Annotated in this window: 27 protein-coding genes; 18 read left to right on the top strand and 9 right to left on the bottom strand. The window is 71.4% G+C overall.

The genetic code is table 11. The features are described 5' to 3' along the window. The 5 genes from O3438_RS20105 to O3438_RS20085 all read left to right on the top strand — a co-directional run bounded on the left by O3438_RS20105 (window position 1) and on the right by O3438_RS20085 (window position 4,142). Entirely contained in the window at window positions 1–930 is a 930-nt protein-coding gene (locus O3438_RS20105) for an aldose 1-epimerase family protein (protein ID WP_269681394.1), read from the top strand. Then, window positions 930–1,532, top strand: a complete 603-nt coding sequence (locus O3438_RS20100; protein WP_269681393.1) for a nitroreductase family protein — start codon at window positions 930–932, stop codon at window positions 1,530–1,532. Before O3438_RS20105 ends, O3438_RS20100 begins: the two co-directional genes overlap by 1 nt. A gap of 187 nt (window positions 1,533–1,719) precedes the next feature. Beyond that, window positions 1,720–2,025 (top strand): type II toxin-antitoxin system VapB family antitoxin, encoded by a 306-nt coding sequence (locus O3438_RS20095; protein ID WP_145786031.1) that lies wholly within the window; start codon window positions 1,720–1,722, stop codon window positions 2,023–2,025. A gap of 44 nt (window positions 2,026–2,069) precedes the next feature. Next, complete coding sequence (locus O3438_RS20090; protein ID WP_269681392.1) at window positions 2,070–3,233, top strand: acyl-CoA dehydrogenase family protein; 1,164 nt, start codon at window positions 2,070–2,072, stop codon at window positions 3,231–3,233. A gap of 99 nt (window positions 3,234–3,332) precedes the next feature. Next, window positions 3,333–4,142 carry a DUF4230 domain-containing protein gene (locus tag O3438_RS20085; protein WP_269681391.1) on the top strand — a complete coding sequence of 270 codons (810 nt, stop codon included), beginning with the start codon at window positions 3,333–3,335 and terminating at the stop codon, window positions 4,140–4,142. Between the two features lie 224 nt (window positions 4,143–4,366). Here the strand turns inward: O3438_RS20085 and O3438_RS20080 are convergent, their stop codons facing one another. Then, window positions 4,367–4,576: a PspC domain-containing protein gene (locus O3438_RS20080; protein ID WP_030329606.1), complete on the bottom strand. Its 210-nt coding sequence runs from the start codon at window positions 4,574–4,576 to the stop codon at window positions 4,367–4,369. A gap of 442 nt (window positions 4,577–5,018) precedes the next feature. On the opposite strand from O3438_RS20080, the gene O3438_RS20075 reads away from it, so the two are divergent. The 10 genes from O3438_RS20075 (at window position 5,019) to O3438_RS20030 (ending at window position 18,580) form a co-directional block, all read left to right on the top strand. Then, a complete protein-coding gene (locus tag O3438_RS20075) occupies window positions 5,019–6,389 on the top strand; it encodes an L-serine ammonia-lyase (protein ID WP_269681390.1) in 1,371 nt (456 codons plus the stop codon). A gap of 71 nt (window positions 6,390–6,460) precedes the next feature. Further along, entirely contained in the window at window positions 6,461–7,288 is an 828-nt protein-coding gene (locus tag O3438_RS20070) for an ABC transporter permease (protein WP_269681389.1), read from the top strand. Between the two features lies 1 nt (window position 7,289). Continuing rightward, complete coding sequence (locus tag O3438_RS20065) at window positions 7,290–8,036, top strand: ABC transporter ATP-binding protein (RefSeq protein ID WP_269681388.1); 747 nt, start codon at window positions 7,290–7,292, stop codon at window positions 8,034–8,036. Further along, window positions 8,033–10,075 (top strand): DUF5941 domain-containing protein, encoded by a 2,043-nt coding sequence (locus tag O3438_RS20060; RefSeq protein ID WP_442929627.1) that lies wholly within the window; start codon window positions 8,033–8,035, stop codon window positions 10,073–10,075. Before O3438_RS20065 ends, O3438_RS20060 begins: the two co-directional genes overlap by 4 nt. A gap of 15 nt (window positions 10,076–10,090) precedes the next feature. Continuing rightward, complete coding sequence (locus O3438_RS20055) at window positions 10,091–12,301, top strand: bifunctional glycosyltransferase/CDP-glycerol:glycerophosphate glycerophosphotransferase (protein WP_269681387.1); 2,211 nt, start codon at window positions 10,091–10,093, stop codon at window positions 12,299–12,301. Between the two features lie 120 nt (window positions 12,302–12,421). Beyond that, the gene (locus O3438_RS20050) at window positions 12,422–13,723 is read left to right on the top strand and encodes an ABC transporter ATP-binding protein (protein ID WP_269681386.1); all 1,302 of its coding nucleotides are present in this window, start codon (window positions 12,422–12,424) and stop codon (window positions 13,721–13,723) included. A gap of 94 nt (window positions 13,724–13,817) precedes the next feature. Next, window positions 13,818–14,819 (top strand): hypothetical protein, encoded by a 1,002-nt coding sequence (locus O3438_RS20045; RefSeq protein ID WP_269681385.1) that lies wholly within the window; start codon window positions 13,818–13,820, stop codon window positions 14,817–14,819. A gap of 64 nt (window positions 14,820–14,883) precedes the next feature. Beyond that, complete coding sequence (locus O3438_RS20040; RefSeq protein ID WP_269681384.1) at window positions 14,884–15,348, top strand: DUF4442 domain-containing protein; 465 nt, start codon at window positions 14,884–14,886, stop codon at window positions 15,346–15,348. Window positions 15,349–15,407: 59 nt separating this feature from the next. Next, window positions 15,408–16,211 carry a beta-phosphoglucomutase family hydrolase gene (locus tag O3438_RS20035; protein ID WP_269681383.1) on the top strand — a complete coding sequence of 268 codons (804 nt, stop codon included), beginning with the start codon at window positions 15,408–15,410 and terminating at the stop codon, window positions 16,209–16,211. Then, the gene (locus tag O3438_RS20030; RefSeq protein ID WP_269681382.1) at window positions 16,208–18,580 is read left to right on the top strand and encodes a glycoside hydrolase family 65 protein; all 2,373 of its coding nucleotides are present in this window, start codon (window positions 16,208–16,210) and stop codon (window positions 18,578–18,580) included. Before O3438_RS20035 ends, O3438_RS20030 begins: the two co-directional genes overlap by 4 nt. Before the next feature lie 71 nt (window positions 18,581–18,651). Here O3438_RS20030 and O3438_RS20025 read toward each other — a convergent pair whose 3' ends face one another. Further along, window positions 18,652–18,831, bottom strand: a complete 180-nt coding sequence (locus tag O3438_RS20025) for a hypothetical protein (RefSeq protein ID WP_269681381.1) — start codon at window positions 18,829–18,831, stop codon at window positions 18,652–18,654. A gap of 146 nt (window positions 18,832–18,977) precedes the next feature. On the opposite strand from O3438_RS20025, the gene O3438_RS20020 reads away from it, so the two are divergent. Next, window positions 18,978–19,628 (top strand): dienelactone hydrolase family protein, encoded by a 651-nt coding sequence (locus O3438_RS20020; protein ID WP_269681380.1) that lies wholly within the window; start codon window positions 18,978–18,980, stop codon window positions 19,626–19,628. Here the strand turns inward: O3438_RS20020 and O3438_RS20015 are convergent, their stop codons facing one another. Next, entirely contained in the window at window positions 19,629–20,732 is a 1,104-nt protein-coding gene (locus O3438_RS20015) for an AI-2E family transporter (protein WP_269681379.1), read from the bottom strand. Between the two features lie 212 nt (window positions 20,733–20,944). Between O3438_RS20015 and O3438_RS20010 the strand changes: the two genes are divergently transcribed. Next, a complete protein-coding gene (locus tag O3438_RS20010; RefSeq protein WP_423436586.1) occupies window positions 20,945–21,115 on the top strand; it encodes an antitoxin in 171 nt (56 codons plus the stop codon). Between the two features lie 69 nt (window positions 21,116–21,184). Here the strand turns inward: O3438_RS20010 and O3438_RS20005 are convergent, their stop codons facing one another. Beyond that, on the bottom strand, window positions 21,185–21,790 hold the full coding sequence (locus O3438_RS20005) for a hemerythrin domain-containing protein (protein WP_269681378.1): 606 nt from the start codon (window positions 21,788–21,790) through the stop codon (window positions 21,185–21,187). 105 nt (window positions 21,791–21,895) lie between these two features. On the opposite strand from O3438_RS20005, the gene O3438_RS20000 reads away from it, so the two are divergent. Next, window positions 21,896–23,287, top strand: a complete 1,392-nt coding sequence (locus O3438_RS20000; protein WP_269681377.1) for an FUSC family protein — start codon at window positions 21,896–21,898, stop codon at window positions 23,285–23,287. 12 nt (window positions 23,288–23,299) lie between these two features. Here O3438_RS20000 and O3438_RS19995 read toward each other — a convergent pair whose 3' ends face one another. From O3438_RS19995 to O3438_RS19975, 5 genes are all read right to left on the bottom strand, one after another. Beyond that, window positions 23,300–23,944: a C39 family peptidase gene (locus O3438_RS19995; protein ID WP_145786049.1), complete on the bottom strand. Its 645-nt coding sequence runs from the start codon at window positions 23,942–23,944 to the stop codon at window positions 23,300–23,302. Between the two features lie 226 nt (window positions 23,945–24,170). Then, entirely contained in the window at window positions 24,171–24,578 is a 408-nt protein-coding gene (locus tag O3438_RS19990; protein WP_269681376.1) for a pyridoxamine 5'-phosphate oxidase family protein, read from the bottom strand. 31 nt (window positions 24,579–24,609) lie between these two features. After that, complete coding sequence (locus tag O3438_RS19985) at window positions 24,610–24,948, bottom strand: YkvA family protein (protein ID WP_269681375.1); 339 nt, start codon at window positions 24,946–24,948, stop codon at window positions 24,610–24,612. A gap of 33 nt (window positions 24,949–24,981) precedes the next feature. Further along, the gene (locus O3438_RS19980) at window positions 24,982–25,797 is read right to left on the bottom strand and encodes a hypothetical protein (protein ID WP_269681374.1); all 816 of its coding nucleotides are present in this window, start codon (window positions 25,795–25,797) and stop codon (window positions 24,982–24,984) included. A gap of 154 nt (window positions 25,798–25,951) precedes the next feature. Next, a complete protein-coding gene (locus O3438_RS19975; protein WP_269681373.1) occupies window positions 25,952–26,308 on the bottom strand; it encodes a hypothetical protein in 357 nt (118 codons plus the stop codon). Between the last annotated feature and the right edge of the window lie 134 nt (window positions 26,309–26,442).

Below are 26,442 nucleotides of genomic sequence, written 5' to 3'. Positions count from 1 at the left end.
ATGGACAGCCCCGATCAGCGCCCGTTCTCCGGCGCCCAGTGGACCATCTCGGCCGCCGGCCACGAGGCCGTCATCGTGGAGGTGGGCGGCGGGCTCCGGACGTACCGGCACGACGGCGTCGACCTGGTCGACGGGTACCGGACCGACGAGGTCAGCCCGGGCTGCGCCGGACAGGTGCTGGCACCCTGGCCGAACCGGATCCGCGACGGCCGCTACTCGTTCGGGGAGCGGACGCACCAGCTTCCGCTGACCGAGCCGGAGCGGCACGTGGCCATCCACGGCCTCGTCAACTGGGTGCCGTGGCGTCTGCTGGAGCAGTCCGAGGACGCGGTGACCGTCGGCTACGACCTTCCGCCGCAGCCCGGTTACCCGTGGCCGCTGCGGCTGCTCAGCCGGTGGAGCGTCGGCGCGGACGGGCTGCGCGTCGAGCACGAGGTGACCAACACCGGCGAGGAGGCCGCGCCGTTCGGCTTCTCCGTGCACCCGTACCTGCAACTGCCAGGGGTCGCGGTCGACGACCTGGTCATGCGGCTGCCGACCCGTACCCGAATGCTGGTGGACGGCCGGTTGCTGCCGGTCGGCGTGACACCGGTGGCCGGGACGGAGTACGACTGGACCAGCCCGCGCCGGATCGGCGCCGCCGAGCTGGATCTGTGCTTCGGTGAGGTGATCCGCGACGCCGACGGCGGCTCGTCGGTGAGCCTGGCCGCACCGGACGGTTCGGCGGGGGTCAGCATCTGGGCGGACGCCGAGTTCGGTTGGTGGCAGGTGTTCACCGGGGATGCCCTCGTCGGTGACCGACACCGCCGCTCGGTGGCGATCGAGCCGATGACCTGCCCGCCGGACGCGTTCCGCTCGGGCCGGGACCTGCTCACTCTCAAGCCCGGTACGACCTGGCGGGGTGCCTGGGGCATCCGGCCCGGGGCCTGATGGAGTTCGCCGAGGTCGTCCGGCGTCGGCGCATGGTGCGCAACTACGACCCGGACCGCCCGGTCCCGCCCGACGTGGTGGACCGGCTGCTCGACCACGCGGTCCGGGCGCCGTCAGCCGGCTTCGCCCAGGGCTGGGGTTTCCTGGTCCTGGACGAGCCCGCCGACCGGGAACGGTTCTGGGCCGCCACCACACCCGACGGCGGTGGGCGGGAACGCTGGCTGGCCGGCATGCGCCGGGCGCCGCTGATCATGGTGCCGCACGCCAACGAGTCTGCCTACCTGCGGCGGTACGCGGAACCGGACAAGGGGTGGACGGACCAGTCCGTCGACCGCTGGCCGGTGCCGTACTGGCACGTGGACACCGGCTTCGCGGCGCTGCTGATGCTGCTCACCGCCGTGGACGAGGGGTTGGGGGCCTGTTTCTTCGGCATTCCGCCGCAGCGGTTGGCCACCTATCGGCAGGCGTTCGGCGTGCCGGAGGAGTACCAACCCGTCGGTGCCGTCACAATCGGTTACCGAGCGGCCGACCATAGGTCACCGTCGCTGCGTCGGGGGCGCCGTCCGATGGACGAGGTGGTGCGGCGCGGCCGGTGGAGCTGAGCGCGCCGTCCCGTTTGTCCGCTTGAGGATCGGACGACCGGTAGTGAAACTGACATCAGGGAGCGAAACGCAGCGTGCGGTGGGCGGCTAGGCTGGCACGGTCATCGGTGCCGCGCCGCGCGGTGCCCGCCGCGGCCCGGCTCGGCGCCGTCGGTCGGCCCGGCCACGGGGAGGGGAGCGTGCCGTCGTGATCTTCAGAGCGGTCCGGGACGGGCGTCCCTATCCGGAGCACAATCTGACGCTCAAGCAGTGGGCGGAGATTCCTCCCCGGCCACTGCGCCTGGACCAGATGATCACCACCAAGCGTGAGTTGGCGCTCGACAAGCTGCTCGCCGAGGATTCGACCTTCTACGGTGACCTCTTCCCGCACGTCGTGCAGTGGAACGGTGGGCTCTACCTGGAGGACGGCCTGCACCGCGCGCTGCGCGCCGCCCTTCAGCAGCGCAACCAGATCCACGCCCGGGTGCTGGTGCTCTCCGAGTCGATCGAGTGACGAGCCCTTCTGTCGCGCGCTGAGCCTTCGTTAAGGTGGCGTCCATGACCGCTCCGCTGGACCTGCTCGACCTGGACCCGTCGCTCACCGACGAAGAGCGGCAGATCCGCGACGTCGTCCGCCAGCTCGTCGACGACCGGGTGCGCCCGCACGTCGCCGACTGGTACGAGCAGGGCCAGGTGCCAGCCCGCGAACTGGCCCGGGAGTTCGGCAAACTCGGCCTGCTCGGCATGCACCTCACCGGCTACGGCTGCGCGGGCGCCTCCGCCGTCGCGTACGGGCTGGCCTGCCAGGAACTGGAGGCCGGCGACTCCGGCCTCCGCTCGCTGGTCTCGGTGCAGGGTTCGCTCGCCATGTACGCCATCTGGCGCTACGGCAGCGAGGAGCAGAAGCAACGCTGGCTGCCGTCGATGGCCACCGGCGAGGCGATCGGCTGTTTCGGTCTGACCGAACCGGACCACGGCTCCGACCCCGCCTCCATGACCACCCGGGCACGGCGCGACGGCGGCGACTGGGTGCTCACCGGCGCCAAGATGTGGATCACCAACGCGCCGATCGCCGACGTCGCGGTCATCTGGGCGCGCACCGACGAGGGAGTGCGCGGTTTCGTCGTACCCATGGACACGCCCGGTGTCACGGCCCGCGAGATCCGCCGGAAGATGTCGCTGCGCGCCTCGGTCACCGGCGAGATCGCGCTCGACGACGTCCGGCTCCCGGCGGACGCCCGACTGCCCGAGGCGAGCGGGCTCAAGGCGCCGCTGAGCTGCCTCACCGAGGCCCGGTACGGCATCGTCTGGGGTGCTGTCGGCGCCGCCCGTGACTGTCTGGAAACCACACTGGCGTACGCGGGCACCCGCACCCAGTTCGGCCGTCCGCTCGCCGGGTTCCAGCTCACCCAGGCCAAGCTCGCCGACATGGCCGTCGAGCTGGTGAAGGGGCAACTCCTCGCCCTGCACCTGGGTCGGCTCGCCGACGCCCACCGGCTGCGGCCCGACCAGGTCAGCGTGGGCAAGCTGAACAACGTGCGGGAGGCCCTGGCCATCGCGCGACAGTGCCGCACCATCCTCGGCGCCAACGGGGTCTCCGGCGAATACCCGATCATGCGGCACGCCAACAACCTGGAGAGCGTGCTGACGTACGAGGGCACGTCGGAGATCCACCAACTGGTCGTGGGACAGCGGCTCACCGGGCTCTCCGCGTTCGCCTGACCTGCCCGTTTGTGCTTTCCGGGCGCTCGGCGCGCGACTGTCGCACGGGGGCCGTACCGTCATTGACAGACGACGTGTCTGACAAGGACGGTGAGCGTGATGGCCCGCGACGCTGGCACCAACGAGCCCACGAGGGAGTTCCCCGGTTACCCGACCGGTGACAACCTCAAGGAGCGGTCGGCCGCGACACCCGAGCCGACCAGTGACACACCGGGCGACGGCTCCGGAGGCTTTGGCGGCCCCGGCAGCCCGGCGCCTGGCGGCGGCGGTGGGGCGGCCCGAGGCCTGCTCCTGCTGCTCGGCGCTGCCGCGCTGGCCGTGGTGGTGCTGCTCGGCATCCAGGCGACCGGCTTCCTGCCGGAGTTCCGTAACCCGTTCGCCAAGGAGCAGACCGACCGCAGTCAGCCACCGCTGCTGAAGTCGATCCAGGACCTCAGCCGCTACGTCGCCGCCGAGGGCAACTTCCAGGTGGTGGTCGACACCCAGAACGACCGGCGCAACGTCCCCGACTTCCTGCTCAACGAGCGCACCCTGTTCGTCGGGGCCGGCAGCGTCGAGGCGTACGTCGACTTCACCAAGATCGGTGACGGGGCCATCGTCCAGTCGGCCGACGGCAAGTCAGTCGAGATCAAACTGCCGGCGCCGCAGCTCGGCGAGACCAACCTCGACATGGACAAGAGCTACGTCTTCGCGGAGCAGCGCGGTCTGCTCAACCGGCTCGGTGACCTGGTCGGCAACGACCCCAACCGGCAGCAGCAGGTCTACAAGCTCGCCGAGGAACGGATCACCGCCGCCGCCCGCGACAGTGGTCTCTCCGCCCGGGCCGAGGAGAACACCCGCAAGATGCTGGAAGGGCTGCTCCGCTCCCTCGGCTACCAGCAGATCACGGTCACCTACATCGCTCCCTGACCTGCTCGACCCGTGTACGGCGAAGCGCCCGCACCGACTGCAGTCGGTGCGGGCGCTTCCGCACATGAATGCCCCTTGCCCCCGCGCGCCCTTGCCTCCGCCCCCGCGCCCGCGCCCGTCAAGATTCGCGCAACATCAGGGATGGTGGTGCCTCGGGAGGCCGGGAGGCAGCAACATCCCTGATGTTGCTGCCGTGGCCCGGCGTCGACGGGGTAGGGGACGGGTCAGTGGCCGGTGGAGGCCAGGTAGCGGTCCTCGTTCGGCATGAGCACCCAGAGGATCAGGTAGACGATCACCTGCGTGCCGGGCAGCAGCAGGGACAGCAGGAACAGCAGCCGGACCATCCCCGCGGACATGCCGAACCGTCGACCGAGGCCAGCGCAGACACCGGCGAGCATGCGCCCCTCGCGGGGCCGGACCAGTTTGCGACTCATCGTCGTACTCCCACTCTGCGGCGGTGCGCCGCGTCTGCAATCCACGGTAGAAGGGGGTGACCAGCTCGCCCTCGGTCGCGAGGAGGAGTGGCAACCCGTGGACCCGTAGGTGCATTACCCGGGCAGCCCCTTGCTGACGCCTCCCCGCTCGCCCGCCCGTCGCCCGCCCGCCGCGCGCCTGGTGCGCGTCTGGTGCGCGCGGGGCGGGCGAGCGGGCGGCGGGCGGGCGAGCGGGTCGGTGAGCGCGGGGCGGGGGATGGTGATCGGGCGTTCACGTCCCGGACCGGGTGGGCCGTGAGCTGGGCGGGTAGGCTGGCAGATCGGCCATCCACACCCCGGATGGCCGCAACCCACACCCCGGGCGGTCACGAACGGGGCCGCCTACCGGTGGCCACGACCCGGCCGGTTCCGTACGCCGGGACGACGGCGAGGAAGCGCAGCCATGATCAGTGTTTTCGACCTCTTCAGCGTCGGTATCGGGCCGTCCAGTTCGCACACCGTGGGGCCGATGCGGGCGGCGCGTACGTTCGTCGGCGGGCTCAAGGCCGACGGGTTGCTCAGTGACGTCGCGCGGGTGCAGGCCGAGTTGTTCGGCTCGCTGGGGGCCACGGGGCACGGCCATGGCAGTGGTCCGGCGGTGCTGCTCGGGTTGGCCGGCGAGTCGCCGGAGACTGTCGACACGGACACCGTCGGTCCTCGGGTCGAGCGGATCCGGGCCGAGCGGCGGATCAGCATCCTCGGCGCGCACGAGATCGACTTCGACCCGGACCGGGATCTGACGCTGCACCGCCGCCGGTCGCTGCCGTACCACCCGAACGGGATGACCTTCGCGGCCTTCAACGCGGCCGGGGAGGAGGTCAGGACCCGCAGCTACTACTCGGTCGGTGGCGGTTTCGTGGTGGACGAGGCGGCGGCGGGCGCGGACCGGATCAAGCCGGACAGCACGCAGGTGCGGTACCCGTTCCTGACCGGGGCGCAACTCCTCGACGTCACGTCCCGCACCGGCCTGTCGATCAGCGAGGTGATGCTGGCCAACGAGCGTTCCTGGCGCAGCGAGGCGGACATCCGGGCGGGCCTGTTGGAGATCTGGCGGGTGATGCGGGAGTGCGTGCAGCGCGGTTGCGAGCGCGACGGCGTACTCCCTGGGGGGTTGAAGGTCCGGCGGCGCGCGGCGGAGCTGCGGCGCGGCCTGGAGGCGGACGCCGGCACGACCGACCCGCTGCACGCGATGGACTGGGTGACGTTGTTCGCGCTCGCGGTCAACGAGGAGAACGCCGCGGGCGGCCGGGTGGTCACCGCGCCGACGAACGGCGCGGCCGGGATCATCCCGGCGGTGCTGCACTACTACAGCCGCTTCGTGGAGAACGCCGATGACGACGGCGTGGTGCGGTTCCTGCTGACGGCCGGCGCGATCGGCGTGTTGTTCAAGGAGAACGCCTCGATCTCCGGCGCGGAGGTCGGCTGTCAGGGTGAGGTCGGTTCGGCGTGTTCGATGGCGGCGGCGGGGTTGGCCGAGGCGCTCGGTGGCACCCCCGAGCAGGTGGAGAACGCGGCCGAGATCGGGATGGAACACAACCTCGGGTTGACCTGTGACCCGGTGGGTGGCCTGGTGCAGATCCCCTGCATCGAGCGGAACGCGGTGGCTAGCATCAAGGCGATCACGGCCGCCCGGCTGGCGCTGCGCGGCGACGGTGTGCACAAGGTGTCGCTGGACAAGGTCATCAAGACCATGCGAGAGACGGGCGCCGACATGAAGATCAAGTACAAGGAGACGGCGCGTGGCGGTCTGGCCGTCAACGTGATCGAGTGCTGAGCCCGGTCGATTCGGGGCATTCGTTCACCGACTGCTAACCTGGCGTCCGTTTCAGGAGGCGGGAGGCTGCGGTGACCTCTGGCGTCGCGGCCCTGTGGTCGCACCGCAACTCGCTGCGCATCCTGGTCAGACGGGACCTGGCGGTCAAGTACCAGCAGTCGGTGCTGGGCTACTTCTGGTCGTTGATCGAGCCGCTCGGCATGGGCGCGATCTACTGGTTCGTGTTCGGGGTGCTCTACTCCCGCGACACCGGTCGGCACCTCGGCGAGGCCGCCGAGTCGTACCCGTTGTTCCTGATCACCGGGATCTTCGCGTGGATGTGGACCAGTTCCGCGCTGAGTGAGGCGACCAACGCGCTGACCGGCCAGTCCCGGCTGATCACCACGATGAACGTGCCGCGTCAGGTCTTCCCGATCGGCCGGGTCACCGGCCGGTTCGCCGAGTACGCGGCCGGCCTGCCGATCCTGATCGCGATCGCGGTGATCTATGCGGCGCACGGTCGGATCCATCCCGGTTGGTCGTTGCTCTCCCTCCCACTGGCGGTGCTGGTCCAGGCCGTCCTGCTGACCGGGCTGGCCCTGCTGCTGTCCGCGTGGAACGTGCTGATGCGCGACGTCGAGCGGTTGATGCGGTTGATCATTCGGGTGCTCTTCTACGCCACGCCGATCATCTACCCGCTTAGCCTGGTCCGGGAGTCCGGCCTGCCCGACTGGTTGAAGGTGGTGTACGAGCTGAACCCGCTGGTCGGGATCTTCCAACTGCACCACGCGATCTGGTACCCGGACGAGTTTCCGGACGCCCGGCTGCTCGCCACCACTGTCGTCGGCAGCCTGCTGGTGCTGACCGCCGGCTGGTGGTCGTTCCGTCGGTTGGAGCCCGCAGTGCTCAAGGAACTCTGACGTGGCCGCCCCGATCATCGAGGCCGACGGGCTGGGCATCCGGTTCGTCCGTAACCGTCGCCGTCAGCTGCGGCTGCGGGAGTTGTTCATCCATCGCGGGAAGCGTGGTGCGCTGCCCGGCCAGTTCTGGCCGCTGCGGGACGTGTCGTTCACCGTGGAGCCCGGCGAGACCGTCGGGGTGATCGGCCGTAACGGCACCGGCAAGAGCACTCTGCTGCGGTTGATCGCCGGGGTGCTCATCCCGGACGAGGGCGACATCCGGGTGCACGGCGCGGTGGCGCCGTTGCTGGAGTTGTCCGCCGGTTTCTCCAATGACCTGACCGGGCGGGAGAACCTGCACCTGGTCGGTGGGCTGCACGGGCTGTCGACGGGCTACCTGAAGCGGCACTTCGACGAGATCGTCGAGTTCGCCGGTGAGCAGGTGGAACGGGCCATCGACACGTCGGTGCGGCACTACTCGTCGGGCATGAAGGTGCGGCTCGGTTTCGCGATCATCTCGCACCTGCCGCACCCGATCCTGCTGATGGACGAGGTGACCGCGGTCGGCGACGCGGAGTTCCGCAAGAAGTGTTACGCGACGATTGATCGTCTGCTCGGGGAGGGGCGCACGCTCGTGTTGGTGTCACACAACGAAAAGGACCTGACCCGGTTCTGTCGTCGGGGGTTGTACCTCGACGCGGGCCGGTTGACGCTCGACGGCACCATCGCCGAGGCGCTCGACGCGTACCACGCCGCGGTCCAGCGGTGACGCTCGCGATCGTGCTCGCCGCCGGGTCGTCGGCGGCGGGCCTGACCACCGCGACCGGGGAGCCGCTGGCCGACCGTCTGGCCGCCCAGTTGCGCCAGGCCGGGGCGACCGACGTGCGCTTCGCGGCCACCCTCGACGAGGTGGGCACGCTGGTCGCCGGCGCCACCGCCCCGGTGCTGGTCACCGGCGCCGACCTGGTGGCGCACACCGCCGTACTGCGGCACCTGGCCACCAGCCCGGTCGGGCCGACGGTGGCGCTGGTGCTCGGCGACCCGCCGGTGCCCGGGCGGGCGGCCGTCCGGGAGGAACGCGGTCAGGTGGTCGACGCCGGCGCGCTGGACGCCCTCGACGGGGACGCCACCGGCGTGTTCGGCGGCGCTCTGCGGGTCGGCGTCGACGACCTGCCGACCCTCGCCGCCGCCGCCCGGGCGGCCGCCGTCGGCGCGCGGCCCGTCGCCGCCCCGCTCGGCCCGGCCGGCGACGTGTCGCCGCTGCCGGCGGGCGGGGGAGCCGGTCACGACGACCCCGGAGCCGCCGTGGACCGGCTCTTCGCGGGTCTCGCGGCGCTCGGCACCCTGATCTTCGCCCAGCGGGTACGCCTGCTCGTCGCCCGCCGGGTCGAGAGCGCCGACGAGCTGACCGCTGCCGAGGCGGCGGTGACGGCCGTGGACGAGGACCGGGCCGAGCTGCGGCTGTCGGTGAAGGAGAAGGACGACTTCTTCTCCACCTACTTCGTCAGCACCTGGTCCCCGTACCTGGTCCGGTTGGCGGCCCGGCTGCGGCTCACCCCGACCGGGGTGACGGCGATCTCGGTGCTGTTCGCGCTGGCCGCGGCGGTGCTGTTCGGGGTCGGTGGGCGGCCCGCGCTGGTCGGTGGCGCGGTGCTGCTCTACCTCGGGTTCGTGCTGGACTGCGTGGACGGCCAGTTGGCCCGGTACACCCGGAACTTCAGCGCCTGGGGCGGCTGGCTGGACACGATGGCGGACCGGGCCAAGGAGTACCTGGTCTACGCCGGGCTCGGCTTCGGGGTCAGCCACGCCGGGTTGGGCAACGGCTGGGCCCTCGCCATCGCAGCGATGACCTTGCAGACCGTCCGGCACATGACCGACACCTGGTACGGGGTGCTGCACGACGAGGCGGCCCGCCGACCGCGGACGACCACGGGTGCCAGCGGCGGGATCGGTGACCGGCTCAACGCCGCGTCGACCCGGGTGCAGGCCGACACCGGGTCGTTGTCGTACTGGCTGAAGCGGACAGTGGTCTTCCCGATCGGTGAGCGGTGGGCGCTGATCGCGCTGACCGTGGCGCTGTTCAACCCGCTGGTCAGCCTGATCGCGGTGCTGGTGTGGGGGGTGCTGGCGTTCGCGTACACCGGGGCGCTGCGCACGTTGCGGGCCCGCTGGATGTGGGTGCCGGTGCTGGACACTGTCGACGCCACCCTGCACCGCGACGACGGCCCGTTGGCCCGTTGGCTGCCGGTGGTCCGCCCAATGGGGCCGCTCACCCTGGCGGTGATCGCCGCGCTCGGCCCGGCGGTGCTGCTGGTCGGGGCGCTGCTGAGCGACGCGCCGGACGGGCTGCGCTGGGCGGTGCCGGTGGCGCTGCTGGTGCTACTGGTCGGTGGTCTGGGTGCGGGGGCCGCGCACAACGGTCCGCTGGACTGGCTGGTCCCCGCCGCGTTGCGGGCCGCCGAGTACCTGTTCGCCATCGCGGTCGGGGTGGTCGGCGGAGTGCCGGGTTGGCTGATCTTCGGGTACGTCTTCGTGCTCACCGTGCACCACTACGACCTGACCGCCCGGTTGGAGAAGCGGCAGGCGGCACCGCCGTTGCACGGGGCGACGCTGGGCTGGGAGGGGCGCTCGGCACTGCTGGCCCTGACGGCGATTGTCGGCGTGGCGGGTAGCGGTCTGGCTACACTCGGTGCGTACCTTCTCGTGGTTTTCGTGGTGAGCGTCGTCCTGGCCTGGTTCGTGCGACCGGCCCGTAGCGCGCGGGCGTCGGTTACGCCGGTGGGCGCTGGAGGTGCCGCGCCGCGCTGACGGAGGGACGGCCGGATGACCCTGATCAGCTTCGTGGTGCCGGCCTTCCGCGTGCAGGGCTACCTGCGTGAGTGCCTGGACTCCGTCCTCGGCCAGCCGGAGACGGACATCGAGGTGATCGCCGTCGACGACTGCTCGCCGGACGCCAGCGGCGACATTATCGACGAGTACGCGGCCCGCGACCGGCGGGTCCGTTCGGTTCGGCTGCCGGAGAACGTCGGCCTCGGTCCAGCCCGCAACATCGGGTTGGACCGGGCCGCCGGCGAGTACGTGTGGTTCCTCGACGGCGACGACTGGCTGACCCCGGAGTGCCTGACCGACGTCGCCGAGCGGCTGCGGGCGACCCGCCCGGACGTGCTGCTGGTCGACCACGTGCGAACCCACTGGAACGACACCGCCACCCGCAGCGCGATGGCCGAGGTGTTTCCGGAGTCGCCCGGCCCGGAGACGTTCCGGCTGCGGGACCGGCCGGAGGCGATGCACCTGCTGCACACCGCGTGGAACCGCCTGGTCCGCCGGGAGTTCCTGGTCGACCTGGGCCTGCGCTTCGCCCCCGGCTGGTACGAGGACGTCTCGTTCAGCTATCCGGTGCTGATGGCGGCGCAGCGGATCGGCGTACTCGACCGGGTGTGCGTCAACTACCGGCAACGCCGCGCCGGGGCGATCACCCGGACCCGCGGTGACCGCCACTTCGAGGTCTTCCCGCAGTGGCATCGGGTCTTCCACCTGATGGACGAGTGGGGGCCGGCGACGGACGCCCTACGGCCGGCGGTCTTCGAGCGGATGATCTGGCACTACCTGACAGTGCTCGGCAACGGTCAGCGGATCGCTCCGGAGCTGCGGCAGACGTTCTTCGCGCAGATCACCGCCGACTACGAACGGTGGCTGCCGCCCGGCGGCTATCCGGTGCCGGACGGGGTGGAGGGGATCAAGCACCGGCTGGTCGCCTCCGGCCGTTGGCGCACGTTCAGCGCGTTGCGGACCGCCAGCCGGGCCCGCGACGTCGCCCGCCGGCAGGCCCGTACCGCCCGCCGGCGGGTCGGCCCGGTCGCGCGGCGCGGTGCCCGGCTGACCCGCGACGGGCTGCTGCGTGAGTACTACCGGGCCGAGTTGCGTCGGCCGGTCGATCCGACGCTCGCGGTGTACGCCGCGTACTGGTACCGCGGCTACTCCTGCAACCCGGCGGCGATCTACGAGGTCGCCCGCCGGTTGGCGCCGGGGGTGCGCGGGGTGTGGATCGTGCGTCGGGACCGGGTGGACACCGTTCCGGCCGGGGTGGAGTACGTGGTGGCCGGCACGCCGGCCTACTACCGGGTGCTCGCCCGCGCCCGGTGGCTGGTGAACAACGTCAACTTCCCGGATTTCGTGCGCAAGCGACCCGAGCAGGTGCACCTGCAGACCCACCACGGCACCCCGGTCAAGGTGATGGGCCTGGACCAGCAGCGCTACCCGATCGGCGCGGGCCGGATGGACTTCGCCGGGCTGCTGCGCCGGGTGGACCGTTGGGACTACAGCGTCAGCGCGAACAGCTTCTCCACCCAGATGTGGGACCGGGCGTACCCGGCCACGTACACGACCTTGGAGGTGGGCTACCCCCGCAACGACCGCCTGGTCACGGCCGGTCCGGAGGAGGTGCGCCGCCTGCGCGCCGAGTTCGGCGTCGGTCCCGACGAGCAGGTCGTGCTGTACGCCCCGACGCACCGTGAACACCTCCCCGGCTACCGGCCGCCGTTCGACCCGGACCGGTTCGTGCGGGCGTTGGGTGACTCCGGTCTGCTGCTGATGCGCAGCCACTACTTCCACGACCGGGACCGGCGTCCCGGCCGGCCGGTGGACTGGGAACGGGTTCGCGACGTCAGCGGTTATCAGCGGGTGGAGGACCTCTATCTGGTCGCCGACGTGTTGGTGACCGACTATTCGTCGGCGATGTTCGACTACGCGGTTCTCGACCGGCCGATCGTGCTCTACACCCCGGACTGGGAGGCGTACCGGCTGGCTCGGGGGGTCTACTTCGACGTGACCGCCGAGCCGCCCGGCGCGGTGGCCAGCACCTTCGCGGACCTGGTCGACGTGTTTCGCAGCGGCGAGGTGCGCTCGGACGCCGCGAGTAAGGCCCGCGAACATTTTCGAAGCCGGTTCTGCACATTGGACGACGGGCATGCGGCGGAACGGGTGGTGCGTCAGGTTTTCCTGGGGGAGCCGAGCGGGCGCTCTTCGCCCTGTTGATCGCTTGTGTCGTGTAATAGCAGCGTCATCAACCAAACATGAGACGTTTACCCGATGTGCGAATCGAATGATCCTGGTCACAGTCTCTGGGTCGGCAGGGACTAGCTGGGGGGGACGACGGTGAGCACCGTCACGCTCAAGGATGTCAGCAAGGTCTTCAGAGACGGCACGCTGGCCGTCGACAGCATCAATCTCGATGTGAACGACGGCGAGTTCATGGTGCTCCTCGGGCCGTCCGGCTGCGGCAAGTCGACGGTGCTGCGGATGATCGCCGGGTTGGAGGACCCCACTCAGGGCGCGGTCATGCTCGACGGGGAGTTGGCGAACGACCTGCCCCCACGGGACCGCAAGATCGCCATGGTCTTCCAGGACTTCGCGCTCTACCCGCACATGACCGTCGGCGACAACATCGCCTTTCCGCTGCGGTTGGCCGGGGTCGAGCCGGAGCCGAGGGGTGAACGGGTCAGCGACGTGGCGAGTGCCCTGGGCATCGGTGACGTGCTGGCCCGCAAGCCGGGTCAACTCTCCGGCGGCCAACGACAGCGGGTGGCGATGGGCCGGGCGATCGTCCGGCGACCCGGTCTGTTCCTGATGGACGAGCCGCTCTCGAATCTGGACAGCGGTCTCCGCGCCGAGCTGCGCGCGGAGATCTCGGGCCTGACCAGGGAATTGGGCGTCACCACCGTCTACGTCACGCACGACCAGGCCGAGGCGCTCACCATGGCCGACCGGGTGGCCATCATGCGTCGTGGCGTGCTCCAGGACGTGGGCACACCCACCCAGGTGTACGGGCGGCCGGCGACGCTCTACGTGGCCGCCTTCCTGGGCAGCCCGCGGATGAACCTGTTGGAGGCGTCGGTCTACGTCCACCTCGACCGGTACGTCACGCTGAACCTCGGTGAGCAGTCGCTCTACCTGCCGTGGAACGACATCCGCAGTAGGGCGGTGGCGCACTACCACGGTGAGCGGATCGTGGTCGGCATGCGGGCCGAGGCGCTCACCCCGGTCTCCCCGGACAGCCCCGGCGACGTGCTGCGGGGGCGGATCCGCTACCTGGAGCACCACGGGCACGAGTCGTTGGCGTTCCTCGACATCGGCGCGACCGCGATCATGGTCGACGAGATGGGCGCACCGCTCGACCCGCCACCGGTCGGCCAGCGTGGTCTGCGCCGGTTCGGATCGGTGATGCAGCGGCTCACCGGCAAGCCGGTGGAATCGCAGGCACCCACGGTTGGCGGCGGCTCCCAGACCAGCGTGCTCCCCGACCCGGGTCGGCACCACCGTCGCCCGGCGGAGTTGGCGGTGCGCCTGGCGCCGTATCCGGCGGTCAGCGCCGGTCACCCGCTCGCCGTCTCGGTCCGGATGGACGCGCTGCACTTCTTCGACGAGCGCGGCGCCCGAATCGACGTCGGTTGGCGCTGACGACTCGCCGTGACGGGGTGGCGAACCAGCCACCCGGTGTCCTACCGTCTGCGCACCCAGTCCACAGTGCAAGACCACCGAGAGGGGTGCATCCGTGTCGGGTGACCGTCCCAGTCCGCTCGTCATCGAGCGCATCCTGCGAGATCGCGCGGGCATCTGGCAGCAGATCGTGGCCGAGGGTGACCTCAACGCGTTGACCGGGCGGATGCTCGCCAGTTCCGCCATCGCGCTGGCCTGCTACGGGGCGGTCCTGGGGGCCTTCCACAGCCCGCTGATGGCGCTGACCTCGGCGCTGAAGCTGCCACTGCTGTTCCTGGTCACGCTCGCCATCTGCCTGCCCACGCTCTACTTGTTCAACCTGGTCTTCGGCGCCCGGCTCTCGGTGCGGCAGTCGCTGGCCCTGGTGATGGTGGCGATCACGGTCACGTCGATGCTCGCTGTGGCGTTCGCGCCGATCAGCCTCTTCTTCCTGATCACCGCACCCGACTACGGGTTCTTCAAGCTGCTCAACGTGGCGATCCTGACCCTGTCGGCGCTGGTCGGGCTGCGGTTCCTCACCGGCGGGATGCAGGTGCTCAACGACCACGGCCTGCTCGCGCCGGAGGCCACCAGCACCCGGGCCGACGCGTACGCCCAGGTCAACGTCCCGGCCCAGGCCGTGCCCGCAGCCGTACCGGCCGACCCGGCCCCGACTGCGGCGCCGGCCGCCGTTCCGGCTGCCGAACCGGTGGCCGTGCCGGCCGGAGCTGTGCCGGCCGGGTCGACCTCGAACGGTGCCGCGGCGACCCCGCCGGTTCCGGCGCAGCCGAGCGGTCAGCCGGCCGTCGCCGCGATTCCGCCCGGCATGGTGCCCCCCGGCTACGGTCCGGTGCAGCGTCCGTGGGAGCGGCCGCCGGCGCGGCGCGGCGAGCCGACCCAGCGGCCGGCGAGCATGACCCTGCTCTACATCTGGATCCTGCTCTTCGGCTTCGTCGGCACCCAGCTGGCGTGGACGCTGCGCCCGTTCTTCGGTGACCCGGGCCAGGATTTCTCGTTCTTCCGCAGCATCGACGGCAACTTCTACGCGGAGATCCTGCGCACGATCGCCAACCTCTGACGACCTGTCGTCATCGGGAAAACCGCTGGTTGCCGCCCTGGTTACCGACGAGTAGCGTCAGGACATGACCATCGACTCCCGCCAGGTGGCGGCCGGCATGCTGCAAGCGGTGCCCTTCGCCCGTACGCTCGGCCTCGAGTTCGTCGAGGTGGCGCCCGAGGCGGAGGGCGGGGTACGAGCAGTCGTCCGGCTGCCCGACTCGCCAGCCACCCACAACCACATCGGCGGCCCCCACGCCGGTGCCATGTTCACCCTCGGTGAGACAGCCTCCGGCGCGGTCGTCATGGCCGCCTTCGGGCAGCTGCTCGACCGGGCCGTGCCGCTCGCCGTCCGGGCCGACATCGCCTACCGCAAGCTCGCCATGGGCGCGGTGCTGGCCACCGCGCGCCTGGGCCGGCCGGCGCCCGAGGTGATCGAGGAACTGGAGTCCGGCCAGCGGCCGGAGTTCCCCGTAGAGGTGGAGATCGCGACCGAGGACGGCAAGCCGACCTCGGCGATGACCGTGATCTGGACGCTACGGCCGAACTGAACCGAACCGGGCCGGGCGAAACTGGTTTGCGGGCCCAGCAGGGTGGATAGATTCGTACCGTGCTGGGCCTACCTGCTCACGTGACCGCCTGTCTCTTCGATCTGGACGGTGTGCTGACGCAGACCGCCCGCGTCCACAACGCCGCGTGGAAGCAGACGTTCGACGAGTTCCTCCAGCAGCGGGCCACCCGCTCGGGTGAACCGTTCCAACCGTTCGACCCGGGCCCGGACTACAACCGCTACGTCGACGGGCGACCCCGCGCCGACGGGGTCCGGTCGTTCCTCGCCTCCCGGGGGATAACCCTGCCCGAGGGCAGTCCCGACGACCCACCGGACGCCGACACCGTCAACGGCGTGGGCAACCGCAAGAACGTGCTGTTGCTGCAGCGCCTGCGCACCTCGGGCGTCGAGGTCTACCCGGGCTCGGTGCACTACCTGAAGGCCGCGGGCGAAGCCGGGCTACGCCGGGCCGTGGTGACCGCGAGCGCCAACGGTGGTGAGGTGGTCGCCGCCGCCGGGCTGGAACCGCTGCTGGAGGCCCGGGTCGACGGGCTGGTCGCCCGCGCCCAGTCGCTGCGCGGCAAACCGCACCCCGACACCTTCCTCGCCGGGGCCAGGCTGCTCGGCGTCGACCCGACGCACGCCGCCGTCTTCGAGGACGCGCTCTCCGGGGTGGCCGCCGGGCGCGCCGGTGGCTTCGGCTACGTGGTCGGCGTCGACCGGGTCGGGCAGGCCGACGAGTTGCTGGCGCACGGCGCCGACGTCGTGGTGAAGGACCTTGCCGACCTGCTCGACGCCGCCGACCCGCCGTCGCCGGCCCGCACCGCCACCCAGCAGCCCGCCGGTGAACGAGGTCCCGCGTGATCCGCGAGCGGGCCTATCCGGTCGAGCCGTGGCACGTCCGGGAGACCCGGCTCGACATGGACGTGCTGGCCCAGTCCGAGTCGGTCTTCGCGCTCTCCAACGGGCACGTCGGCCTGCGGGGCAACCTCGACGAGGGTGAGCCGCACGGTCTGCCCGGCACCTACCTCAACTCGTTCTACGAGCTGCGTCCGCTGCCCTACGCGGAGGCGGGCTACGGCTTCCCCGAGTCCGGGCAGACGATCGTCAACGTCACCAACGGCAAACTGCTCCGACTGCTCGTCGACGACGAACCGCTGGACGTGCGCTACGGGGAGTTGCTGTCCCACGAGCGGGTCCTCGACCTGCGGGCCGGCACCCTGCACCGGGAGCTGCACTGGCGTTCCCCGGCCGGTCGGGAGGTCAAGGTCCGCAGCACCCGCCTGGTCTCGTTCACCCAGCGGTCGGTCGCCGCCATCAGCTACGAGGTGGAGGCCGTCGACGGCCCGCTGCGGCTGATCGTGCAGTCCGAGCTGGTGGCCAACGAGTCACTGCCGGCGCAGAGCAAGGACCCCCGGGTCGCGGCGGTGCTGGAGTCACCCCTGCAGGCCGAGGAGGAGCTGACCACCCCGGACGGCGGGCAGTTGATCCACCGCACCAAGGTCTCCGGGCTGCGGGTCGCCGCCGCGATGGAGCACGAGGTGCACGGCCCGGACCACACCACCATCGAGTCCGAGGGTTACCAGGACTGGGTACGCACGACGATCGCCTGCGTGCTCAAGCCCGGTGAGAAGCTGCGGGTGATCAAGTACCTGACGTACGGCTGGTCGAGTCGGCGGTCGCTGCCCGCGCTGCGCGACCAGGTCGGCGCGGCGCTGGCCGGAGCCCGGCTCGACGGGTGGGACGGCCTCCACCGCGAGCAGCGCAACTACCTCGACGAGTTCTGGGACGCGTCCGACGTGCTGGTCGAGGGCGACCCCGAGGTGCAGCAGGCGGTCCGGTTCGGTCTCTTCCACGTGCTCCAGGCCGGAGCGCGGGCGGAGCAGCGGCCGATCTCGGCGAAGGGACTGACCGGTCCCGGCTACGACGGGCACGCGTTCTGGGACACCGAGATGTTCGTCCTGCCGGTGCTCACGTACACCCAGCCGAGCGCCGTGCGCAGCGCGTTGCAGTGGCGGTACAGCACGTTGGACTCGGCGAAGGAGCGTGCCGAGACGCTCAACCTCAGGGGCGCGGCCTTCCCCTGGCGGACCATCGAAGGGCCCGAATCGTCCGGATACTGGCCGGCCGGCACCGCGGCCTTCCACATCGCCGCCGACATCGCCGACGCCCTGCGCCGCTACGTGATGGTCACCGGGGACACCCAGCTGGAGCGGGAGATCGGCCTGGAACTGCTGGTGGAGACCGCCCGGCTGTGGCGCTCGATCGGCCACCACGACCGGCACGGGCAGTTCCACATCGACGGTGTCACCGGTCCGGACGAGTACACCGCCGTGAAGAACGACAACGTCTACACCAACCTGATGGCGCAACGGAACCTGCTCAGCGCCGCCGACGTGGTGATGCGCTACCGGGACGAGGCGTACCACCTCGGGGTCACCGACGAGGAGGCCGCCAGCTGGCGCGACGCCGCCACCTCCATCCACGTCCCGTACGACGAGGAGCTCGACGTCCACCAGCAGGTGGAGGGCTTCACCCGGCTCCAGGAGTGGGACTTCACGCACACGCCGGCGGAGAAGTACCCGCTGCTGCTGCACTACCCGTACTTCGAGCTGTACCGCAAACAGGTGGTCAAGCAGGCCGACCTGGTCCTCGCGATGCACTGGCGGGGGGACGCGTTCACCAGCGAACAGAAGCTGCGCAACTTTCTCTACTACGAGCGCCGCACCGTCCGCGACTCGTCGTTGTCGGCGTGCACCCAGGCGGTGCTCGCGGCCGAGGTGGGCCACCCGGAGTTGGCGCACACCTACCTGCGCGAGGCAGCGCTGATGGACCTGCACGACCTCAACGAGAACACCCGCGACGGCGTACACATGGCGTCGTTGGCCGGCGCGTGGCTCGCCCTGGTCAGTGGGTTCGGCGGCCTGCGTGACCACGACGGCGAGCTGTCCTTCGCGCCCCGGCTCTCCAGCCGACTCAACAGGCTGGAGTTCTCCCTGCAGTGGCGAGGGCTGGCGCTGCGGGTGGATGTCCGGCCGCACCAGACGACGTACTCGCTGCGCCACGGTGGCCCGGACGACGTGGTGGAGTTGCGCCACCACGATCAACTTCTACGGGTGACGTGTGACGAGCCGGTGACGGTGCCGGTGCCGCCGGCCGAGCCGACCGGCCCGTCGCCCGAGCAGCCACCCGGCCGGTCTCCACTGATGCGTCTGCCTGAGCACGAAGAGTGACGGTCGGGGCGGAATGAGCCGCCCCGACCGCCTCGCACCGACTGTCAGACCGGCTCGCCGGTCACCGTGTCTCAGACCGGTTCGCCGGTGGACGGGCGCCCGATCGCGTCCCGGGGCGCCGCCGCCTTGGGATCGTCGGGCAGCCGCGCCGAAGCGGCCTGGTCCCCGAAGTCCTGGTTGTGCTGGGCGTCCTGTTCCCGCCGGGCCCGCTCGGTCTTCTGCTGCTGCTCGGAGATCTGCTGCTTGGCCATGACGATCCTCGCGATCCGTCGGGGCGCGGTTGCGCCGACACGGTCTGCGGTCGCTCGTCGCGTACCCGACGCCCCACGGGGCAAACGCGGCGTGCGGCGCGGCCGGCGGGGTACGCGGGCGGTAGGCGATCACGCGGAGGTGGGGCATGGACGAACAGGCAGCGGTGACGATTCCAGTCGGGGACGCGGACCTGCCCGCTGACCTGATGCTGCCAGCCGAGCCGGCCGGTGTCGTCCTCTTCGCGCACGGCAGCGGCAGTTCCCGACACAGCCCCCGCAATGTGGCGGTGGCCCGCGCGCTGAACGGTCGAGGACTCGGCACGGTGCTCGTGGACCTGCTCACCCCCGCCGAGGACGAGGTGGACGCGCGCACCGCCGAACTCCGGTTCGACATCGGGCTGCTGGCCAGCAGGCTGGCCGGGATCGTCGACTGGTTGGCGGTGGAACGACCCGCCGGCGACGTGTCAATCGGGCTGTTCGGGGCCAGTACGGGAGCCGGCGCCGCACTTGTCGCGGCATCGTCCCGCGCGAACCGGGTGGGTGCCGTGGTCAGCCGGGGCGGTCGACCGGACCTGGCCGGGAGCGCCCTGGCCCAGGTGCGTACCCCGACGTTGCTGCTGGTCGGTGGCCTGGACGAGGAGGTGATCACGCTCAACGAGCGGGCGGCGGCCGAGTTGGGGGACGTCGCCGAGCTGCGGATCGTCCCCGGTGCCACCCACCTCTTCGAGGAGCCCGGGACGCTTGAGCAGGTGGCCGACCAGGCGGGGGCCTGGTTCACCACCCACCTCAACCGATGATCACTCCGCCGGCACGAGGGCCGAGGCGGACCGGCGCTGCTGGACGGTGTCGATGACGCGCCAGAGCACGGCGGTGATCGGGACGCTGACGAAGGCGCCCGCGATCCCCGCGATCAGCGTGCCGGCGGTGACCGCCACCAGGATCACCGCCGGGTGCAGTCGTACCTGCCTCTTCATGACCAGTGGTTCCAGCAGGTTGCCCTCGATCTGCTGCACCGCGATCACCGCGGCGAGGGTGAGCAGTGCGGTGGTGGGGCCGTTCGCGGCCAGGGCCACCAGCACCGCCACCGCGCCGGCCACCGTCGCCCCGATGATCGGCACGAACCCGCCGAGGAAGGTGATCAGTGCCAGCGGCAGGGCGAGCGGCACCCGCAGCACCACCAGAGCCAGACCGATGCCGATCGCGTCGATCGCGGCGATGAGCATGGTGCCCCGGCTGTACGCGCCCAACGTCTGCCAACCGGCCCGGCCGGCCTCGGCCGCGACGCTCTGGTTCGCGCCGGACACCCGCGACAGCACCCAGTGCCACATCGACCGGCCGTCCTTGAGCAGGAAGAAGAGCAGCACCAGGGCGAGCAGCGCGGAACCGAACACCTCGGTGGCCGTCCGGGCGCCCTTTACCGGGTCCGGCGAGCTGCCGCTCAACCCTTCCCGGGCCTGGTCGACCAGCCGGTCCAGCTGCGCTTCGCTGACCGGAAGCGTCGACGTCACGAAGTCCCGGCTGCGCTCGACGCCCTGCGTCAACTCCTGGCTGAGCTGGTCGAACTGGCTCGCGGTCAGGTTCCACACCAACGCACCGACACCGACCAGGATGCCGAGCAGCAACAGCACCGTGCACAGCGCGGCCAGTGCCGCCGGCAGACGCAGCCGACGCAACAGGAGCAGCACCGGGTCGAGCAGCGCGGTGAGGAAGACGGTGGCGGCCAGCGCGATGGCCAATGGTGCCAGCAGGACGGCGATCTTGCCCAGCAGGTACAGCCCGACGACGATCACCACCAGGCATGCGCTCCACAGGACCGCGGTCCGGACCAGCCAGGGCAGCGCCGCCCAACTCTGCCGTGGGCCGGGGTCGCCGGGCCTGGTTCCGGGTTCCTCTGCCGCCATGTCGGTCCTCCTCGATCTCGGCGAGGTCGGTACCCAGCCGGGCGTGCGCCGACACCCGTTTCGCGTCGACTCCCCGTCAGCCGCTGCCCGCGCGGATCGTACGCCGGATGGGAACCCCTGGGTGGGTGTTCGCGGACCGGCGTTTGCGCTCCCCGCGCGAGGGAAGGCAATTCGTGGAGCCGGACTGAAGGGGGAGTGCCGTGGGTGACTTCATGGACAAGGCCAAGGACTTCGCGAACAAGCACGACGAGCAGGTCGACAAGGGCATGGAGAAGGCCGGTGACATGGCCGACAAGCGCACCGGCGGCAAGTACACCGACAAGATCGACAAGGGTGTCGACCAGGCTCAGGCGCGTACCGGCCAGGGCGACCAGACCCGTTGACCCACCGGAAGCCCCCGGGTCGCCGTGCCGTCGGCGGCCCGGGGCGCTCTCGTCGGACAGCGACGACGCTCAGCGCTGCTGCCGCTCGCGCAGCTCGTCCACCGAGGTGGGCCGCCCGCTCAACGCGTCGCGCAGCCTGTCGACCAGGCCGATGCCGGGAGCGAGCAGCTTGTTCGCCGGCGGGTGGTCGGGTGAGCCCGGGTGCGGCCGGGTCGGACCGATCGCCTTGACCGCCTCCACCTTGGCGGCGACGTCGACCAGTTCCTCCCGGGCCGTCGCAGCCCGGAGCCGGGGAAAGAGTTCGTTCTCCTCCTCCCGCACGTGGTCCCGGATCGTGCCCGTCAGGTGGGCGAGCAACTCCTCGAAGCGGCTGTCGGCCGGGTCGGTCGACTCCAACTCCTTCATGGTCCGCTCGGCCTCGGCGTGCTCCGCGATCTCGCGGTCGGCGATCTCGTTGCCGTCGGGCAGCGCCTTACGCGCGATCGGATAGACGTACGCCTCCTCCGCCACCGAGTGGCGGACGAGTTCGGCGATCACCACGTCGACGAGGTGGCGGCGGTGTTCGGGGGTGCCCTGCCGAGTCTCCAACTCGACGAGGAGCGCCTCGACGGCACTGTGGTCGGCGACCAGGATGTCGACGACGTCACGGTCGTCGGTGGTCGGTGGGTTGGTCATCTCACGGCCCCTTACCGGTTGCGGATCGGTGGGAGGTGTGAGGCCCTGGTACCCCCACGGGGCTGCACAAACCTACAGACGACGATGCGGTGGAGGAGGCCTGTGGTGCCCCGGGGACCGGTGGTGCCGGACCGGCACGATTGCCCCCTCCCCGCCGGGGTAACCGCCGCCATGGCCGACGACCGCCCACCCGCCGACAGCGATCGGTCGCGCCTCGACGAGGCTGCCGAGCGGAGCGGCCAGGCAGTCGAGCGGGTACGGCACCGGGGCGGTCAGGCGGGCCGGATCCGGGCCCGACAGTGGGAGGTCACCCTGGTGATCTCCATCCAGGCCGGGCTGGCCGCGGCGATCGCCGCTCTTCTCGCGAAGAATCTGCTCGGCCCCGGATCGCACGTCTTCGCCCCGGCCGCCGCCGTCGGAACGATCGCCACCGCCATCGGTCAGCGGGCCCGACGCACCTTCGAACTGCTGGGTGGCGTGTCGCTGGGCATCATCATCGGGGACACCCTGCGGTACCTGCTCGGCTCGGGTCCGTGGCAGACCGGCGTGGTCGTCGCGCTGGCCATCGCCGCCGCGCTGCTGGTGGCCGGCAAGGGTGGCGCGCTGGTCGGTCAGGCCGGCGGTACCGCGGTGCTGATCGCCACGCTGGCCCCGATGGACCGTGGTCTGGAGTTGCCCCGGATCTTCGACGCGCTCGTCGGCGGGGCGGTCGGTCTGGTGGTGGTCGCGCTGCTGCTGCCGATCAACCCGATGCGGGTGCTGGACCGAGCCGCGGCACCGATCTTCGAAGTGCTCTGCGACCAACTCGCCGAGCTGGCGCAGGCCCTGCGGGAACGTGACGGCGAGGGGACGCTTCGCGTACTGGGACGGCTCCGCGACACCGAGAGCGACCTGGGTCGGCTGCACGACGCGCTGAGCGGTGCGGAGGAGGTGGTGACGATCGCTCCGGCCCGCTGGCACCGCCGCCAGCAGTTCCACAGGTACGCCCGTAGCGCCGACCACCTGGAGCGTCTGCTGCTCGACAGCCGAGCCCTGGCCCGCTGGTCGTCGACAGCGCTGCAGTACGGCGAGCCGATCCCGTCGGAGCTGCCGGACGCGATCGGTCGGCTGGGTCGGGCGGTCGCGGAGATGCGCGCGGAGTGCAAGGTCGGTGAGGACCCGCAGGGCACCCGACGGCTGATCGAGGAGTGCGCCAGACTGGCGGGGCGTGCGGCGGTGAGCGGGGTCGGGTCGTTCGGCGAGTCACTCGTCACCGGACTGCGTACCGCGGCCAGCGACCTGCTCCGGGCCTGCGGGTACGAACCCGACGACGCCAACCGGGTCGTCCGTCGGGCCGCCGGTGCCGGCGAGGCGGAGCTGCACCCGCCCGCCCGACGGACACTGCGTCGGGTGCGGCCGGCGCGGTCCACCCGAGCGCGTCGCCGCGCGCACCTCGCCTCCCGCGCCCGCGACGAGAGCCGGGCCGGCCTCCCCGCGCGGGAGAGACCGGCCCGGTGAATCCCGTCCAGGTCAGGAGGAGTAGCCGCGCTCGGCGATCCAGTTGGCGACCTTCGGCAGGCTCACCCAGTACTCGCCCAACGCCGGGTCGGCCGGGTCGGCGACCCGGATGGTGTCGCCACCGTCCCGGTAGCCGACGAGGGTCAGGTAGTGGCCGCCCTCGTACGAGTGCGGGTTGCCGTCGGTGTCGACGGTCGTGCCCTTGATGTTGGCGACCACCGGCCGGCCGGCGTCCACCGCCGCCAGGACGTCCCGACGCAACTGCTCGACCTGGTCGGGCCGGGCGACGGAGTCACGGATCTCGGTGGTCCGGTACTTGCCACCGGTCAGCTCGTTCAGCACGCGGGTGGTGTCCAGGGCCGAGGGAGTGCCCGCCTCGGTGGTGCCGAGCAGCTTGGCCACCTCGTCCTGGGAGAGCGCCTTGCCCTGGGCGGACAGCGCGATCCGGGTCGCTGCCGGGCCGCAGTAGTAGAAGTTGGGCTGGGCCTGGTAGTCGACGCCGAGGATCCGCTCGGCGGACCGCTGGGTCTGACTCGTCGACGTCTGTGCCGGGGCAGCCGGAGCGGCCTGGGCGGCTACCGCCGGGCCGAGGGCGCAACCACCGGCGACCAGCAGGCCGGCAACGGACAAACCGCTCTTCTGGACGATCGGATTCATTGTCGAGTCTCCGTTCGGGGGTTGACGTCTCCGCGCAGCGGAGGACGCAGCACCGGGAATGGCGCTCGGCTGAACACGGCGGGCGACCAGCGGCGGGTTCGGCCGTTGGCGCACCGGGGACGTAACGGCAGTGCTCCGGCGGACATTCCGCCGGCGGCGTGGTGCGGCCGTCGCGATCAGGTGTAACGGCGGGAGGTCGGGCGGGATTCCACCGGCCCTCGATCGTTCAGAGGCTCCCCAGCAGCCCGGTCACCGTGATCTCGATGACCACCCGCCCGGGATTCGGACGGGGGGTCCGATACCGCTCGGCGTAGCGGCGTTCCGCCTCCACCACGGAGGCGCGGTCCGACCGCAGCACCGCGCGGCCCTCGATGGTCAGCCAACGGCGGCCGTCCACGTGGCAGACCGCCACCGCCGCTCCCGCCGGACCCGCGGCGGCCACCTGGCGGGCCTTGCTGGACGTGCCGGAGGTGATGACCCGGGCCAGTCCGGCCGCCGGGTCGAGGGTCACCCCGACCGGTACGACGTGCGGGGTACCGTCGGCGCGCAGAGTGGTCAGCGTGGCAAGGTGACGTTCCGCGCAGAACGCGACAACCCGCTCATCGTGTACGTCCAGCCGATGACCGCCCGCCATGCCCGCTCCCTGTCCGCCGCACCGGCCCCGATCATGGCACGCGGTGTGCGCGGTCCCCCTCCGGCAGGGCGTCCGGCTGACCGGGCAGGCGCCGACCGACCGCCCGACGCTTGTGCACGAGCCGGGTCAGGTAGATCAGCGCAGCGGCCAGGACACCCATGTCGTCCAGGTAGATCGGGTCCGGAAGCACGTCGACCGGGAAGATCGTGTAGATCAGCGCCCCGTAGAAGGCGACCTTTCCGCCCGCGCCGAGCCCGGTCAACATCCGTCGCGTACGCACCACCCGCACCGCGAGCACCACGGCGCCGACGAGTGTGGCGATCGCCAGGATGCCGGCGATCACCACGAGGACCCACGCCTGTCGGGACATGCCGTCACGCTAACGCACCGGACGGCAGGCGGCTCAGAACGCGGGCACCGTCGCACGACCGCGCGCCGTCACCTTGTTCTCCCGGGTCTGCTCGACGTTCTCCCGGGTCTGCTCGGCCGCCGACCGGGCCACCTCGCTGAGCGGCAACACCGACGGATCCGCGACCCGTCGCCCGGTGGCGGCGTGCGCCTCCTCGCGCAGACTGCGGGCCGCCGCCACGGCCAACTCCGCAGCCCGCCAGGCGACCTGCTCCTGCTCGCGAGCAGCGGCGTGCCTCGCCGCCAGGTTGTCGCGGATCGCCCTTTGCAGCACCAGCTCCTGCTCGACCGGGTGCAGCCGCGGGTCCCAGCCGTCGCGGTGCGCGAACACCTCGCTGAGCTGCTCCACCGACAGCTCCCGCCGCCAGTACGCGTTCAGCGCCGCACGGTGCAGGTAGCGCTCGCGGTCCACGTACTCGGCGGGCGTCCGGGCGGTGTGCGGCAGTGGCATCGCGGCCGCTGCGGCGAGCCGGCGCACTGCCGCCTCGGCTGCCTCGTACGCCTGCCAGGCTGCCTCGACGGCCTCCTGCGCGGTCACCCACTCCGCGCGACGGCGCTGGGCGGACGTGGTCGCCCGCTCCGCGGCCACCGCGACCTCCTGCGCGTACCGGCTCTGCTCGCGTTCCTCCTGCACCTGTTCGAGTTGACTCGGCATGGCCGCGCGGCGGATCCGGGCACCCGGGTCGATGCGGAGTCGGCCGGGCCGCAGCAGAAGCGCGGAGACGATGACGCCGACCACCCCGAGCAGGCTCAGCCAGATGACGGCGGCGCGGGACAGGTCGGGTAGAGCGGCGGAGAGGATGGTCTGCATGATCAGCACCTCGCGGTCGAAGGCGGGTATCGACGGGTGGCAGGAGGAGCCCGACGGTGCCGGTCAGCCAGGTGATGGGGGCGCCCCGTCGGCGGAGACTCGGTTGCCGTGACGGACGACCCGGGACCGGGCCTCGGAAATCGCCGGAACTGGATCAGCGGGCGGGCGGACCGCGCCGCGCCGGAGTGCCACGGCCGGGATCGATGGCCGGCGTGTACTGCGGGCCGCCCGCGACCACAACGGGTGCGGCGACGATGTCGACCGCCTCGGTCGGCGGCGCTGCGGGCTGGCCGGCACGCTCGGTGGCCGGACCCGTATCCGGGCGGACCGTTGCCACCCGGCTGCTCACGGCGCTCGGCCGCAGCGGCGTCGGGGTGGGCGGCGGCGTCGCGGCGAGAGCGCCACCGAGGCCGACCGCCAGCACCAGCGCGGTGACCGCCAGTCGGGTCAGTTCGCGCAGCGACCGCAGCACAGCCCACCGGGCTGGGCGGACAGAGGCTGCGGACGACACCCGACCAACCTATCCCCCACTGCGGTGTGCCGCAGCACGGCGACGGCCTGATCCGCCGTGACCACCACCACCCTGAGCACAATGGACGGTGCCGAACCTCACCCGGAAGCGGTTGTGCCCCCGCCCGGATCAGG

Origin of the sequence: Micromonospora sp. WMMC250 (genome assembly GCF_027460215.1) — a bacterium.
Taxonomy (GTDB): domain Bacteria; phylum Actinomycetota; class Actinomycetes; order Mycobacteriales; family Micromonosporaceae; genus Micromonospora; species Micromonospora taraxaci.
Note: the sequence above shows the minus strand (reverse complement) of the source record. Positions and strands in the feature narration are given on the sequence as shown.